The organism is Pseudolysinimonas sp., from assembly GCF_057350545.1.
The window spans coordinates 1-14,428 of record NZ_JBMRCP010000024.1; the positions used below are offsets into that span (position 1 = coordinate 1).

Annotated in this window: 13 protein-coding genes; 5 read left to right on the top strand and 8 right to left on the bottom strand. The window is 72.8% G+C overall.

The genetic code is table 11. From position 1 onward, the window contains the following. Positions 1–48: 48 nt before the first annotated feature. On the bottom strand, positions 49–1,068 hold the full coding sequence (locus tag ACO1X9_RS02785) for an endonuclease/exonuclease/phosphatase family protein (RefSeq protein ID WP_486349301.1): 1,020 nt from the start codon (positions 1,066–1,068) through the stop codon (positions 49–51). 25 nt (positions 1,069–1,093) lie between these two features. Here ACO1X9_RS02785 and ACO1X9_RS02790 point away from each other — a divergent pair, with 25 nt between their 5' ends. Beyond that, entirely contained in the window at positions 1,094–1,963 is an 870-nt protein-coding gene (locus ACO1X9_RS02790) for a PHP domain-containing protein (protein ID WP_486349302.1), read from the top strand. 30 nt (positions 1,964–1,993) lie between these two features. Here the strand turns inward: ACO1X9_RS02790 and ACO1X9_RS02795 are convergent, their stop codons facing one another. The 4 genes from ACO1X9_RS02795 to ACO1X9_RS02810 are packed head-to-tail and all read right to left on the bottom strand — an operon-like array spanning position 1,994 to position 4,148. Further along, positions 1,994–2,494, bottom strand: a complete 501-nt coding sequence (locus tag ACO1X9_RS02795) for a hypothetical protein (RefSeq protein ID WP_486349303.1) — start codon at positions 2,492–2,494, stop codon at positions 1,994–1,996. Continuing rightward, positions 2,491–3,180, bottom strand: coding sequence for a hypothetical protein (locus tag ACO1X9_RS02800; protein WP_486349304.1), 690 nt, complete (start codon positions 3,178–3,180; stop codon positions 2,491–2,493). The genes ACO1X9_RS02795 and ACO1X9_RS02800 overlap by 4 nt, the downstream gene beginning before the upstream one ends. Next, positions 3,177–3,545, bottom strand: a complete 369-nt coding sequence (locus ACO1X9_RS02805) for a PadR family transcriptional regulator (protein WP_486349305.1) — start codon at positions 3,543–3,545, stop codon at positions 3,177–3,179. The genes ACO1X9_RS02800 and ACO1X9_RS02805 overlap by 4 nt, the downstream gene beginning before the upstream one ends. Positions 3,546–3,590: 45 nt before the next feature. After that, positions 3,591–4,148 (bottom strand): hypothetical protein, encoded by a 558-nt coding sequence (locus tag ACO1X9_RS02810; RefSeq protein WP_486349306.1) that lies wholly within the window; start codon positions 4,146–4,148, stop codon positions 3,591–3,593. A 74-nt stretch (positions 4,149–4,222) separates the two neighbouring features. Between ACO1X9_RS02810 and ACO1X9_RS02815 the strand changes: the two genes are divergently transcribed. Beyond that, on the top strand, positions 4,223–4,990 hold the full coding sequence (locus ACO1X9_RS02815; RefSeq protein ID WP_486349307.1) for a lysophospholipid acyltransferase family protein: 768 nt from the start codon (positions 4,223–4,225) through the stop codon (positions 4,988–4,990). Positions 4,991–5,009: 19 nt separating this feature from the next. On the opposite strand, the gene ACO1X9_RS02820 is transcribed toward ACO1X9_RS02815, so the two are convergent. After that, complete coding sequence (locus ACO1X9_RS02820; RefSeq protein WP_486349308.1) at positions 5,010–6,479, bottom strand: DEAD/DEAH box helicase; 1,470 nt, start codon at positions 6,477–6,479, stop codon at positions 5,010–5,012. Between the two features lie 113 nt (positions 6,480–6,592). On the opposite strand from ACO1X9_RS02820, the gene ACO1X9_RS02825 reads away from it, so the two are divergent. Continuing rightward, positions 6,593–7,237: a ferritin-like fold-containing protein gene (locus ACO1X9_RS02825; protein ID WP_486349309.1), complete on the top strand. Its 645-nt coding sequence runs from the start codon at positions 6,593–6,595 to the stop codon at positions 7,235–7,237. Between the two features lie 61 nt (positions 7,238–7,298). Here the strand turns inward: ACO1X9_RS02825 and ACO1X9_RS02830 are convergent, their stop codons facing one another. Further along, complete coding sequence (locus ACO1X9_RS02830) at positions 7,299–7,595, bottom strand: hypothetical protein (RefSeq protein ID WP_486349310.1); 297 nt, start codon at positions 7,593–7,595, stop codon at positions 7,299–7,301. A 28-nt stretch (positions 7,596–7,623) separates the two neighbouring features. Next, positions 7,624–7,848, bottom strand: coding sequence for a DUF3107 domain-containing protein (locus ACO1X9_RS02835; RefSeq protein WP_486349311.1), 225 nt, complete (start codon positions 7,846–7,848; stop codon positions 7,624–7,626). A 269-nt stretch (positions 7,849–8,117) separates the two neighbouring features. Between ACO1X9_RS02835 and ACO1X9_RS02840 the strand changes: the two genes are divergently transcribed. Together ACO1X9_RS02840 and ACO1X9_RS02845 are read left to right on the top strand one after the other, a co-directional pair. Continuing rightward, positions 8,118–11,213, top strand: coding sequence for a PD-(D/E)XK nuclease family protein (locus ACO1X9_RS02840; RefSeq protein ID WP_486349312.1), 3,096 nt, complete (start codon positions 8,118–8,120; stop codon positions 11,211–11,213). Next, a complete protein-coding gene (locus tag ACO1X9_RS02845; RefSeq protein WP_486349313.1) occupies positions 11,210–14,413 on the top strand; it encodes an ATP-dependent helicase in 3,204 nt (1,067 codons plus the stop codon). The genes ACO1X9_RS02840 and ACO1X9_RS02845 overlap by 4 nt, the downstream gene beginning before the upstream one ends. Positions 14,414–14,428 lie beyond the last annotated feature (15 nt).

A 14,428-nucleotide genomic window follows, 5' to 3' on the forward strand; every position in this document is an offset into this window, starting at 1 on the left:
AGGGAGGGGCTGGGAGTCGGAGCGGGCTGATCGGCCATGCCTCCATTCTCATCCCGCGGGGCGCAACTGCGCGACGACCGGGCGGTGGTCGCTGCCCGCGCCGTCGAGCGAGGCGACGACGCGGAAGCCGACGAACTCCCAGTTCGACGTCGCCATGACGTGATCGATCGGCGCCCCGAGCAGGGTCGGCAGCAGCACGGGCCAGGTGCCGACCGCCGCGTTGCCGGTCAGACGGGCGCCGTCGCGGCAGCCGCCGAGCCCGCCGCTCGCGTTCGACGCCGCGTCGAGACCCGTGTAGTGGTCGAGGGTGGAGTTGAGGTCGCCCGCGAGGATCACGTCCTCCCCGGCGCAGCGAGCGGCGAGCCACTGCAACCCCTGCCGCCACTCGGCCATCTCGCCCGGCACGGGGGCGACGGGATGCGCGCCCACGATCACCGGGCCGGTGCCGTCGAGCGGCACGGCGAGCACCGACGGCAGGGTCTCGGTTCCCCCGCGGCTGTCGTCGCGGGCGTACTCCCCGAGCTCGGTGCTGATCAGCACCACCGTCGAGCGGGCGATCGAGATGTCGTCGTAGGCGAGGTCGAGCACCTGCAGATCGAGTCCCGACGAGAGCACGGTCGCGGCGACGGCATCCCCGTAGGCCCGTGTCGTCTCGGGCAGCACGACGATGTCGGCATCCTGCTCGACGATGAGCTGCGCGACGATGTCGATGCCGACGGATTCGCCGAGGGTGTTCCAGGTGAGCACCGTGAGATCGCCCGCCTCCTTCGCGGCGAACTGCTCGTCGCCCGCGCCGCGCGTCGAGAGCACCGCGAGTTGGATGCCGGTGAACGCCAGCAGGAGCAGGGCGAGCGCACCGGCGAAGCTGCGCAGGGCGCGCGAGGAGAGCGCGAGGGCGGCGAACAACAGCACGGCGAGGATGGCGACCGCCGTGAGCAGCCCGCGCATCGTCGTGAGCTGCACGACGCCGGCCTCGCGTTGGATGCCGAGGAGCTGCGGCCAGACGGCGAGTAGCAGCACGACGCCGGCGGCGACGAGGAAGAGGGCAGAGAGTACGCGGCGGAACATGGCTGGTCGAGCCTACGATGATCGGATGCCAGGTCGTTCAGAAGCGCCGCCTGTGATCGACCTGCATGCGCACAGCAGTGTCTCGGACGGCACGGAGACTCCGGCGGAACTCGTGGCCGCGGGGGTCGCCGCCGGGCTCGACGTGCTCGCCATCACCGATCACGACTCGACGGCGGGGTGGGTCCCCGCGTTCGAGGCGGCCGAAGGCACCGGGATCACGATCGTTCCGGGTATGGAGCTCTCGACGCAGCTCGACGGTGCGAGCGTGCACCTGCTCGGCTACCTCATCGACCCCGCGCATCCCGGTCTGCTCGCCGAGACGGAGCGCATCCGTGCCGAACGTCTGCACCGGGCGGAGGCGATGGTGCAGCGGATCGCCGTCGACTACGCGCTCGACTGGGACGACGTGCTCGCGCAGACGACCCCGGGAGCCACCGTGGGGCGCCCCCATATCGCCGACGCCCTCGTCGCCCGCGGGCACGTCACCGATCGCAGCGCGGCGTTCCAGAGCATCCTGCACTGGCGAGGCGGCTACTACCGCCCGCATCAGGCCCCGAAGCCGGTCGAGGGCGTCGAGCTCATCGTCGCGGCGGGCGGTGTGCCGGTGCTCGCACATCCCGGCGGTCGCGGACCCGACCGGGTGTTCAGCGAGAAGCGCATCCGCGGACTCGTGGATGCCGGACTCGCCGGCGTCGAGATCCGTCACCGCGACAACCCGGAGTCGTCGCGTGCGAAGTGGCTCGACGTCGCGGCGCGCTACGGGCTGCTCACGACCGGGTCGAGCGACTACCACGGCACGGGAAAGCCCAACCTGCTCGCCGAGAACACGACGACGCCCGACGACTACGCGCGCATCCTCGAGCTCGGCACGGGGTCGAACCCGTTCGAGGGTTAGCCGCTCAGCGGGTCCCGCGGTGCCGGCGCGTCAGCTCGTGATGCCGAGCTCGTGGATCGCCCAGCCGCCGCAGCCGGCGTCCTCCCACCGGTAGGCGTCGCCCGCCCCCGTGCTCCCGCCGATGGTCTCGCGCCAGCCCGCGGGCTCCTCGGCGTTCATGACCGTCGGCGGCACACGCGGGTCGTACCAGAACCCCGCGTCGGCCATGCACTCCACGATGAGGGTCTGCGTCGCGACCCACTCAGGCGCGGTCTCGGGCGGGACGCGCCACGCGTTGCCCTCGGCGTACTCGACGAGCTCGTCGCGCGTGACCGGCAGGTCGTCGGGTCGCAGAACGTCGGCGCGGCGCTGACTCGGGAACATCCCGGTCGGCTGCGGCTGAGGTTCCCAGGCTTCGGGCGTCGGCAGCGAGGTCATCGTCGGCGGTGGCTCGTACGGCGGGATGGTGGTCGAGAACAACAACGCCCCGCCGGTCAGACCGACCGCGAGCAACGCGACGCTGCCGACGACGAGGAGCACGCTGCGGTTCACGCCACCTCCTCTCGCGCCGGGGCGAGGGCGAGCGCGACGAGCGCCGGCACCGCCGAGATCGCTCCGACGACGAGGAACCACCCTGGGAGCCACGCGTCGACGGAGTAGTTGGCGAGGCCGTAGAACGCCGTTTGGAAGGTCGCGCTCAGGGTGATGAGGACGAGCGACCCGAAGTGCACGGCGACGCCGGTCGCGACGGCGAGCCAGAGCAGACCGAGACGACGGGTGCGGAGACGTGCGACGAGGAGGAGGCCGAGCAGCAGGGCGGCGACACCCAGCGCCGTCGACGACACGGTGACGAGCGAGGGCAGCGCCTCCCCGCGCGAGAGTCCGACGGCGGTGCGGCCGAGGGCTCCGAGGCCGAGTGCGAGTGCCGCTCCCGAGATCACGAGCGCGCTCGTGAGCCCGACCCGCACGACGCCGGTCTCCCGCGGCGCGCGGGACGGCATCCGCCACCGCCACGCGAGGTCGGCCGGGACGCCGCGCAGCACGCGTCCGACGATCGACGCGGCGAGAGCGGCAGCGGGACGATCCGCCTGCCCCGCTGCCTGCTCCCACACGTCGCTCGCGATCTCGTCGCGTCGGTCACCGGCGACCTCCGGGTCGAGGTCACGGGTGTACCAGCCCGCCCAGGAGAGGGCGAATCGGGATGCCGTCCGCACGACGGGAGGGATGCGGCGGCTCACGCGAGGCCCCGCGCCGCGGTGGCGCCCGTCGCGTCTCCCGTGACCGGAGCCGCAGCCCGTGCGGCGGCGAGGGCGAGCGAGCCGTCCGGCGTCACCGTGTAGTGGCGGCGGCGGGGTCGACCCTCGCGCTCGCCGATCGCCGGGTCCTCCCACTCGGCGGTGAGCAGACCGGCCTCGGCGAGCCGGCCGAGCGCCTTGTAGAGCGTCCCGTGCGCGGTGAGTGGGCGCGCGTCGTCCTCGCCGCGCGAGAGTTCGGCGGCGAGGGCGAAGCCGTGGAACGGCGCGCCTCCGCGCTGCAACTCGATGCCCGATTCGAGGATGCGCAGTTCGAGGGGGAGGAGCACTCCGGGCTTGCGACGGGCCATGGAGAAAGAATAGGAAGATATCTTCCTATTCGCAACCCGACGCGCTCAGCGGGTCCAGCGCGCCGACAGCGGGGCGTCCGGGCCCTGCAGGACGAGTTCGTTCGCCGAGCACGCCGCCGACACCGTCGGGATGTCGGTGTAGTCGATCGAGGGCACGGCGGCGTCCGGGTCGACGGGCGCGTCCGGGTCGGGCACGTTCGCCCAGTTCTCGAGGTCGATCGTGTCGTCGGTCGAGCCCGTCTCCCAATCGCCGGAGCCCGTGTAGGCCGACAGCTGGTCGAGCGGCACCGAGGTGTCGCCGGCGACGATCGTGCCCGTCGTCGTGAGCGCGATGTCGGTCGCGACCAGGCCGTCCTCGGTGAACGTGATCGTGCCGGCCCCGGTCATCGCGAAGCCGACGATCGGGAGGCCCAGACCGAGCACGAACGCCTCCGACTGGCTCGCGTAGTCGGCGACATCGAGCTGCCACGTGCCGACGACGCAGGGCGTCTCGTCGCCTCCCGGCTGATCGGCGGGCTGCTCGTCGGCCGGCTGCCCGCCCGGGGCGGTGCAGCCGGCGAGCAGGAGCAGAGCGGCGGCGCCGGCGATGAGATGGGTGCGCATGGGTCCCCGTTCGTCAGGTGTACATTCCCACGACGCCCCCCGGGTCGTCCAGGGTTGACGGCTACGCTCGGGTGATGCGCCGCCGCTACCGGAACGAGCCGATCTACACGGGTGCGATCACGCTCGGCCGGATGCTGTTCGGCACTCTGCGGGTGAAGCTGCGGGTCGCCGGTCGCGAGAACCTTCCGCTCGACGGCGGCGCGGTGATCGCCATCACCCACTTTGGGTATCTCGAGTTCGCGATCGTCGAATGGACGACGTGGCTCGCGAATCGACGCCGCATCCGTTTCATGGCCAAGAAGGGCGCCTTCAAGGGCTGGCCGCTCGGCGCCTTCATGCGCAACATGAAGCACATCCCGGTCGACCGGGCCGCGGGGTCGCACGCCTACGACGAGGCGATCACGGCGCTGCAGCAGGGCGAGCTGATCGGCGTCTTCCCCGAAGGGACCGTGAGTCGGAGCTTCGAGGTGCAGCGACTCAAGGCAGGAGCCGCCCGTCTGGCGCAGCAGGCCGGAGTGCCGCTCGTGCCGGTCGCCGTCTGGGGTGCCCACCGCATCCTCACCAAGGGCGCGAAGGGGAAGCAGCGCGAGCGTCTCGGCGTGCCCGTCTACGTCGCGATCGGTGAACCGCTCACGGTGGGGCCGGACGACGACGTGCACGACGCGTCGGATGCTCTGCGCGCGACGTTGCAGACGATGACCGACCACCTGCAGGACATCTACCCCGTGTCGGGGGACGGCCAGTGGTGGCAGCCCGCGCGACGCGGGGGCGCGGCGCCGAGCGTCGCGGAGGTCGAACACGAGCAGCGTGGATCGCGTCGCCCCGACGACCTCGCGGTGTGAGGAGATCCCGGGCTGTCGACTACGGCGTCGTGGGGGCGCCGCCGCCGGAACCGCCGCGGCGACGGCGGGTGCGGCTGCGACGCGCGGGCGTCGAGCCGTCGTGCGTGCCGCCGCCCTCCTGGCGGGGAGCGCCGTCGGCCGTGGTCGCGCCGGCCGAAGCCGCCTGCTGACCGCGGCCCGAACCCGAACCGCCGCGTGAACGCGTACGGGTGCGCGGCGGGCGGTCGCCGCCCTCGCTCTCGCGGGCCGGTCGCGGCTCGCGCTCGAGGTGCGGGGCGGCGGGCGTCGACTTGAGCCGACCCTTCGCCCCGACGGGGATGTCGAGCTCCTCGAAGAGGTGCGGCGAGGACGAGTAGGTCTCGGTCGGCTCCGGAATGCCCATCTCGAGGGCGCGGTTGATGAGCGCCCACTTGTGCATGTCGGCCCAGTCGACGAACGTCACCGCGATCCCGGTCTTGCCGGCGCGACCGGTGCGACCCGCGCGGTGCAGGTAGGTCTTCTCGTCCTCGGGGATCGTGTGGTTGATGACGTGCGTGACGTCGTTGACGTCGATGCCGCGCGCCGCGACATCCGTGGCGATCAGCACCTCCTTCTTGCCCGCCTTGAATGCGGCCATCGAGCGCTCGCGCGCCTCCTGGCTCATGTCGCCGTGCACGGCCGCGGTGCTGAAGCCGCGGTCGCTGAGCTCTTCGACGAGCTTCTGGGCGGCGCGCTTCGTGCGCGTGAAGATGACGGTCTTGCCGCGACCCTCGGCCTGCAGGATGCGGGCGACGACCTCGTCCTTGTCGAGAGAGTGCGCGCGGTAGACGACGTGCTTGATGTTCGCCTGCGTGAGTCCCTCATCCGGATCGGTCGCACGGATGTGGATCGGCCGGTTCATGAACCGTCGGGCGAGGGCGACGATCGGCCCGGGCATCGTCGCGGAGAAGAGCATCGTGTGGCGGGTGGCCGGGGTCTGCGCGAAGAGCTTCTCGATGTCGGGCAGGAAGCCCAGGTCGAGCATCTTGTCGGCTTCGTCGAGCACCATCTCGGACACGTTCGCGAGCGATAGCAGGCGCTGCCCGGCGAGGTCGAGGAGGCGACCCGGGGTGCCCACGACGATCTGCGCGCCGGCCTTGAGCTGCTCGACCTGACCTTCGTAGGCCTTGCCGCCGTAGATCGCGACGACCTTCGTGTTGCGCTTGCTCGTGGCGAGCTCGAGGTCTTCGGCGACCTGCACGCACAGTTCGCGCGTCGGCACGACGACGAGCACCTTGACGCCGGGCTCCGGGTCGAGACCGATGCGCTGGATGATCGGCAGACCGAATCCGAGGGTCTTGCCGGTTCCGGTCTTGGCCTGGCCGATGATGTCCTGGCCCGCGAGGCCGAGGGGGATCGTCTGGGTCTGGATCGGGAAGGGCTCGATGATGCCCTTCTCGGCGAGGGCGTCGACCATGTCCTGATCGATGTTGAGATCGCTGAAAGTCAAAGGAACTACCTGTCTGCTCATCTTCGGTGCCCACCGCGCCGAAGACCGGACAGTAGGCTGGTTGCGTGTTGGGCTGGCTGCGTCGTCGACGGATCCGCGCCCGGGGAGTGACTCGGCCGGTGCGATCGGAGGCCGTGGAGGCCACCCGCGTCGAACTCGCCGAACTCGCCCCCGCGCCTGAAGCCTACCTGGGCCAGCTCGCCTACCTCACTCTCGTGCTGTTCGAGAACCTCGGGCGTGGCGCCGCCGTCGCGCCGACGGTGTCGGGCAAGAGCCGTCTCGGACGCGTCGCCGCGGAGGTGCTCGAGATCCACGAGGCGGTGCTCGCCGAGTTCGAGGCGCGCCGTCTCGACCCGGCTGCGGCGATGCAGCCCTACCGCGCGGGGCTCGACGACTTCCAGCGCCGCACGCAGGGCGACGACTGGCACGAGGTGCTCATCACCTGCTACCTGACGTCGGGCTTCCTGCTCGACTTCTACGCGGGACTCGCCGCGGGCCTTCCCGGTGGTCTCGCCGACCGCATCTCGGCGCTGCTCTCCGACGACGACGCCGAAGACCTCCTCGTCGAGGAGCTGCGCGAGTCGATCGACGGCAACCCGCGGCTCGCCTCACGACTCGCGATGTGGGGTCGCCGGCTCGTCGGCGACACGATGCTCGTCGCGCGTTCGGCGCTCGACATCGACGGCCGTTCGGATGGTGAGGAGCGGATCGAGCCGATCTTCACCGAGCTCATCGCGGCGCACACCCGCCGGATGGATGCCCTCGGCCTGACTGCCTGACACCTCAGTTGCAGATTGCTCCCGGAGGACGGAGCAATGTGCAACTAACCCGACAAAACCCTTACGCCCGGCCGCCCGAGAGCACGTGCCGCTGGTGGGCGTCCCACGCGATGCGACGACGCGAAAGCGCCACGGCGACGACCGCAGAGGCGACGGTCGCGGCCGCGAGCGACCCGATCCAGATCCACGCGTTGTCGAACGTGATGCCGAGCCACAGCATCCCGACCCAGGCGACGGCGGTCGCGGCGGCGCCGACGGCGGGGAGCAGCAGCACCCCGTAGACCTGGCGTCCCGGCAGCACGTAGCGCAGGAGCAGGCCGATCCCGGCGCCGATGACGGTGATGTAGACGAGTTCCATGGTGGCTCGAGGCTAGTGGAGCCCGGGGTCAGGCGACGAAGCCGACCCGACGCGCCGACTCACTGCCGACCTCGAGGTACGAGAACGACGCGGTCGGCACGATGTAGAGCTTGCCCTTGTCGTCGGTGAGGCGGATGAACTTCGCGTCCGAGTCGAGCGCGGCGGCCACGACCTTCTCGACCTCGGCCGGGGTCTGCGACGACTCGAAGCTCAGTTCACGCGGGGAGTTGGCGATGCCGATGCGAATGTCCACGTGTTCAGCGTAATGGCGGTCGTTTGCTCGGCACGGCCGTTTCGCCGGGGGCGGAACGCGCGGCGCTCGACCACGTCAAGGAGATTCGCCCCCGACGTCCGCGCCAACCGCGTCGTGCGCCGCGGCGACGGCAGATTCTCCTTGAACTGGTCGAACCCCACCGCCGACACATGGATGTCATGTCGGCCCCGCCGGTTAACCTCGGCCTAGTGAGTGGGCTGGTTGGTGATCGCGGGGCTTCGGGTCAGGGTCCCGTCGAACCTTCCCTCGTGCTCGATCCCTCACAGGCTGCGATCGTCGACCTACCCGACGACTCGTTCGCCGCCGTGCTCGGGGCGGCGGGGTCGGGCAAGACCACGACGATCGTCGAGGTCGTGGCGGATCGCATCCTGAACCGGGGGTGGGAGCCGCGCTCGGTGCTCGTGCTCACGTCGGCGCGCGGCGCGGCGACCCGCCTGCGCGACCGCATCGCGGTGCGGCTCGGAGTGCCGACCGACGGGCCGCTCGCCCGCACGGCGCCGTCGCTCGCCTACGAGATCGTCGGTGTCGACGCCCGCGCCGCCGGCCGCACGCCGCCGCGGCTGCTCACCGGCGCCGAGCAGGATGCCGACGTCGCCGCGCTGCTCGACGGTCACGTCGGGAGCGGCTCCGGTCCCGACTGGCCCGAGCCGCTCACCCCCGAGGTGCGGGCGACGGCGCGCTTCCGCGCCGAGCTGCGCGACCTCCTCGCGCGTGCGACCGAGCAGGGCATCACGCCCGCGCGGCTGCGAGAGCTCGGCCGTGCTGCGGGGCGGCCCGAGTGGGTCGCGGCGGGAGAGTTCTTCGACGAGTACCTCGACATCGTCGCGGGGGCGCGCGAAGAGCAGCGCGATCCCTCCGAGCTCGCACGCCTCGCGATCGCGGTGCTCGACGCCGGCGGCGGGGGCGAGCGGGTCGAGGGGCTGCGGCTCGTGCTCGTCGACGACCTCCCCGAGGCGACGGAGGCGACGCTCGGCCTCCTCGCCGCGCTCGCGCGTCGCGGCATCCCGGTGATGGCGTTCGGCGACCCCGACGTGGCGGCGAACGCGTTCCGCGGCGGCGAGCCGGACGCGTTGGGTCGGCTGTCGTCGGTGCTCGGGGTGGAGGGCATCCCGACCCTCGTGCTCGAGAGCGCCCACCGGCCGAACTCGGCACTGCGCGCCTTCACCGCGACGATCACCGAGCGGGTCGGGGCCGCGGCCGCGGGCGCGCAGCGTCGGGCCGAGGCGCACCGCGCGCCCGGTCTCGACACGCGCCTTCGGCGCTACTCGACCACCGAGCGTCCCCCGCTCGCGCGCATCGAAGGCCCGACGGCGGCGCGCACGGCGGCGATCATCGCGCGCGTGCTGCGCGAAGAGCATCTGCTGCACGGGGTGCCGTGGCGGCGTCTCGCCGTCATCGCACGCTCCGGCGCGTCGGTGCCCGCGCTCGCCCGCGCCCTCGCGCTCGCCGAGGTGCCGACCCGCACGGGCGGCGGGGGTACTGCCCTGCGCGACGACGCCGCGGCCCGCGCCCTGCTCGCGGTCGTCGAGGCGGGGCTCGGCCGCCGCGAACTCGATGCGACGCTCGCGGCCGAGCTGCTCACCGGTCCCGTCGGCGGGCTCGACCCGATCGGGCTGCGACGGTTGCGGCTCGCGCTGCGCACCGAGGAGGCCGCGGTGGGCGGGATGCGTCCGAGCGGCGAGCTGCTCGTCGAGGCGCTCGCCGCACCCGGCCGTTTCTCGACAATCGACATGCCCGTCGCGCGCACCGCCGAGCGACTCGCGGGAACGCTCGACGCGCTCCGGAACGCCGAGCCGACGGCCACCGCCGAGGAGCTGCTCTGGCTCGCCTGGGAGCGCAGTCGCCTCGCCGGCCCCTGGCGCGCGCAGGCGCTCGGCGGCGGTGTCGCGGCGGCCGAGGCCAACCGCGACCTCGACGGGATCGTCGGGCTGTTCGCCGCGGCCAAGCGCTTCGCCGAGCACCGCACCGACGCCCCCGACGCCTCCGTCTTCTTCGACGAGCTGCGCGACGCCGAGGTGAGCGAAGACCTCATCGCCCCGACCCGTATGGACGACGCCGTGCTCGTCACCACCCCGTCGGGGGCCGTCGGGCTCGAGTTCGACACCGTCGTCGTCGCCGGGCTGCAAGACGGGGCGTGGCCGAATCTCCGTCCGCGCGGCTCGCTCCTCGCGCCGCAGGCTCTCGCGCGGGCGGCGGCGGGGGAGCAGGGTCCGCTCGATGAACGCAAGCAGGTGCTCGACGACGAGCTGCGGATGTTCGCGCTCGCCGTCTCCCGCGCGCGCGACCGCGTCATCCTCGCGGCGGTCGTCAACGACGACGAAGCTCGCAGCCGACTCGTGGACCTGCTGCCGCCCGACGCCCCCGTGCTCGCCGACGGCAGCCCGCTCACACTCCGCGGCACCGTCGGGCGCCTGCGCCGCATCCTCACGTCGCGCACGGCGGATGCGCGCACTCGGGCCTCCGCCGCCGCGACCCTCGCGTCGCTCGCCGAGGCGGGGATTCCGGGCGCGAGCCCCGACGAATGGCACGGCCTCGTCGCGCCGTCGACGGACGCGCCGCTCTTCGAGGGCGTGCCGATGCCCGTGAGCCCGTCGCGACTCGAGCGGTTCGAGGAGTCGCCGCTCGACTGGTTCCTCGAGACGGTCGGCGGGTCGACGTCGACGACGCTCATGGATGTCGGCACGATCCTGCATTGGGCGATGGAGACCGCGCCCTCGGCCGACGCCGATGCGGTGTGGGCCCGGGTCGAGCAGCGCTGGGGCGAACTGCTGTTCGAGAGTCCGTGGCTCGCCGAGCACCACCGGCGCTCGGCCCGCGTGCTCGCCGACGGGATCGCCGCCTACCTCGGCGACTTCGCGGTCGCGGGCGGCACGGTCGTCGGGGCCGAGAAGGCGTTCGAGCTCGACGTCGAGCCCGCCCGGGTGCGCGGCACGATCGACCGCGTCGAGCGGGCCGCCGACGGCAGCGTCGTCATCGTCGACCTCAAGACGGGCACGCCCGAGACGAAGCAGGCGAAGATCGAAGCCACGGCACAGCTCGGCGCCTACCAGCTCGCGTACCGCGCGGGGCTGCTCGACGACGTGCTCGACGAGCTCGGCGACCACCGGGCCGGCGGCGCGAAGCTGCTCTACGTCAAATCGGGGGTCGGCGGGAAGCCCTACCGCGAGGGCGTGCAGGCGCCGCTCGGCGAGGACGGGCTCGAGGCGTTCCGCGAGCGCATCCGGCAGGTCGCGATCGGGATGGCGGCGGCGTCGTTCGAGGGCGTGCTCGAGGTGGGCGGGTACGGGCTCGGCGCCGTGCCCGAACTGCGCCTGCATCGCGTGGGGTCGGTGAGCGGGGAGTGAGCGAGTCGACCTCGCCGATCAGGTACAGCGCGATCGACATCGCCGAAGCACTGTCGGCGGTGCGCGGCAAGCCGGTTCCGCATCCGACCGCGCAGCAGCGCGCCGTCATCGAGGCGCCGCTCGCTCCGGCGCTCGTCGTCGCCGGGGCCGGATCGGGCAAGACCGAGACGATGGCCAACCGCGTGCTCTGGCTGCTCGCCAACGGGCTCGTCGAACCCGCGCAGGTGCTCGGGCTCACCTTCACCCGCAAGGCGGCGGGCGAGCTCAGCGTGCGCATCCGCGAGCGCATCGCCGAGCTCGACGCGGCCGGCCTGCTGCCCGAGCGCGACGTGTTCGACGCCCCGGAGGTCGGCACCTACAACGCGTTCGCGAACAAGCTCTACCGCGACTCCGCGATCCTGCTCGGGCGCGAGGGCGACGCCCCGGTGCTCGGTGAGGCGGCGGCGTGGCAGCTGGCCCGCGGCGTCGTCGTCCGCAGTCGCGACGACCGGCTCGCGCGACTCGGCAAGAACCTCGACCCGCTCACCAAGGCCGTGCTGGCCGTCGCCCGCGGGGTCGCCGAGCACGCGGGCGACCTCGACGAGCTGCGCGCCCTCGGTCGTCGCCTCGGCGAGCTGGCCGACCTTCCGACCAACGATCCGCCCGACCGGTTCGAGCGCGCCGACGCCGTGACGCTCGCCGAGAGCCTCGGCGCGCTCGACGTGCTCGCCGACCTCGCCGCGGAGTACGAGGCGGAGAAGGTGCGGCGCGGCGTCGTCGAATACGCCGACCAGGTCGCCCTCGCGCTGCGGATCGCCGAGAAGCAGCCCGCGCTCGGCGAGGGGCTGCGCGAGCAGTACCGCGTCGTGCTGCTCGACGAGTACCAGGACACCTCCGTCGTACAGACGCGGCTGCTCGCGTCGCTCTTCGGCGGCGGAGCCGTCATGGCGGTCGGCGACCCGAACCAGTCGATCTACGGCTGGCGCGGCGCGAGTGCCGCCAACCTCGACCAGTTCGCGTCGCTCTTCGGGGCGGAGTCGCGGTTCGCGCTCTCGACGTCGTGGCGCAACGGCACCGGCATCCTCGCCGCCGCCAACGAGCTCGTCGCACCGTTCGCCGGGCGCGGCGTGCCGGTGGAGCGGCACGGGGCGTCGCCGGCGGCGACGCGCCACGCGGTCGAGCTCGCCTTCCCCGAGACGGTCGCCGAGGAGGCCGCCGCCGTCGCCGACTGGCTCGCCGCGCGCGTCGACGATCGCACGAGCGCCGCCATGCTGCTGCGCACCCGGGCGACGCAGCCGTACTTCCTCGCGGCACTGCGGGAACGCGGCATCCCGTTCCACGTGCTCGGCATCGGCGGGCTGCTGGCCGAGCCGGAGATCGCCGACCTGGTCTGCGTGCTCTCCGCGCTCGACGACCCGACGGCGGGCATCCAGCTGCTGCGCGTGCTCGCCGGGTCGCGCTGGCGCGTCGGGGTGGCCGACCTGCACGCGCTCAACCGTCTGGCCTCCTGGCTGCGCGCGCGCGACCACACGCAGCGCAAGCACGACGACGACGTGCGGGAGATCCTCGGCACGGCCGTCGCGCCGGGGGAGGGCGGGTCGATCGTCGACGCGCTCGACTTCCTCGCGGCGGCACCTCCCGCCCACGTCGCGCTCGAGGGCTTCAGCGAGACGGGCCTCGAGCGACTGAGGGATGCCGGGTCGACCCTGGCGGCGCTGCGGGCGCGGTCGCGGCTCGACCTTCCCGACCTCGTCGCCCTCGTCGTGCAGGAGCTGCGCCTCGACGTCGAGGTCGCGGCGAACGAGCACCGCGTGCTCGGCCCGGCGAACCTCGACGCGTTCTCCGACGCGCTGTCGGGCTATCTCGCGATCGCCGAGATCGCGAGCTTGGGAGGGTTCCTCACCTGGTTGCGCGAAGCCGAGCTGCGGGAAGACCTGTCGCCGCGCCCGGAGCCTCCCGAGGCGGGAACCGTACAGGTGCTCACGGTGCACGGCGCGAAAGGCCTCGAGTGGGATGTCGTCGCCGTGCCGCGGATGGTGACCGACGAGTTCCCCGCGAAGCCGCGCGAAGGTTTCCAGGGCTGGTTGACGTTCGGCCAGTATCCGTGGCCGCTGCGCGGGGACGCCGCCGAGCTGCCCGTCTTCGACGGCGACACCGCGAGCACCCGCAAGGAGCTGCTCGCCGCGCGCGACGCCTTCAAGGAGGGCGTGCGCCGTCGCGCCCTCGACGAGGAGCGCCGCCTCGCCTACGTCGCCGTCACCCGGGCGCGGCACGAACTGCTGCTGTCGGGATCGTTCTGGGCCGCGCAGACGAAGCCGCGCGAGCCGGGCGTGTTCCTCCGCGACCTCGCGGCGGCGGGGCTCGTGCCCGAGCTGCCCGAGGCGACACGGCACGACGAGAATCCCCTCGGCGACGACCTCGAGCGCATCGTCTGGCCGCTCGATCCGCTCGGCCGGCGCCGCCCCGCGGTCGAGGCGGCGGCCGCGGCCGTGCGTGCGGCGACACCGTCGCTCGTCGGACCCTGGGTGCGCGACCTCGAGCTCCTGCTCGCCGAGCGGGCGGCCCGGGGCACCGCGCCGCCGGTCGCCATCCCGACGCGCGTTCCGGCATCCCGATTCCACGACTACGTCAACGAGCCCGAGCGCGTCGCGGGCGAGCTGCGTCGCCCGATGCCCGAGCGGCCGTTCTCGGCGACGCGGCTCGGCACGCTCTTCCACGCCTGGGTCGAGCAGCGGTTCGGGTTCGGCACGGGCGCCGAGGAGCTCGATGCGCTCGACACCGAGTCGGATGCCGGTGCCGTCGAGGCGGTCGGCCCCGAGTTGGAGGCGCTGCGGGCCAGGTTCGAGGCCTCGGAGTGGGCGCAGCGCCGGCCCCGCGAGGTCGAGCGCGAGATCCATCTGCCGTTCGACGACCGCGTCGTCATCTGCAAGATCGACGCGGTCTACGACGAGCCCGACGGTCGCGTGCGCATCGTCGACTGGAAGACCGGCCGCGCCCCGAAGGACGCCGCCGACCTCGAGCGCAAGCAGCTGCAGCTCGCGCTCTACCGGCTCGCCTACGCGCGCTGGGCCGGCATCCCCGAGACGGAGGTCGACGCCGCGTTCTACTTCGTCGCCGAGGATCGCGTGCTCGTGCCCGACCGGATCGACTCGGAGGAGGAGCTGCTGGCACGCTGGCGCGCCGCCGTGCAAGCCCCGGATGCCGGCTCGGCGCGAGCGTAGGCTGGACGCCGTGAG

Excerpts from the sequence above, each read along its gene's own strand:
- ACO1X9_RS02785 (WP_486349301.1), bottom strand. The coding sequence starts at position 1,068 with ATGTTCCGCCGCGTACTCTCTGCCCTCTTCCTCGTCGCCGCCGGCGTC.
- ACO1X9_RS02790 (WP_486349302.1), top strand. The coding sequence starts at position 1,094 with ATGCCAGGTCGTTCAGAAGCGCCGCCTGTGATCGACCTGCATGCGCAC.
- ACO1X9_RS02805 (WP_486349305.1), bottom strand. The coding sequence starts at position 3,545 with ATGGCCCGTCGCAAGCCCGGAGTGCTCCTCCCCCTCGAACTGCGCATC.
- ACO1X9_RS02810 (WP_486349306.1), bottom strand. The coding sequence starts at position 4,148 with ATGCGCACCCATCTCATCGCCGGCGCCGCCGCTCTGCTCCTGCTCGCC.
- ACO1X9_RS02815 (WP_486349307.1), top strand. The coding sequence starts at position 4,223 with ATGCGCCGCCGCTACCGGAACGAGCCGATCTACACGGGTGCGATCACG.
- ACO1X9_RS02820 (WP_486349308.1), bottom strand. The coding sequence starts at position 6,479 with ATGAGCAGACAGGTAGTTCCTTTGACTTTCAGCGATCTCAACATCGAT.
- ACO1X9_RS02830 (WP_486349310.1), bottom strand. The coding sequence starts at position 7,595 with ATGGAACTCGTCTACATCACCGTCATCGGCGCCGGGATCGGCCTGCTC.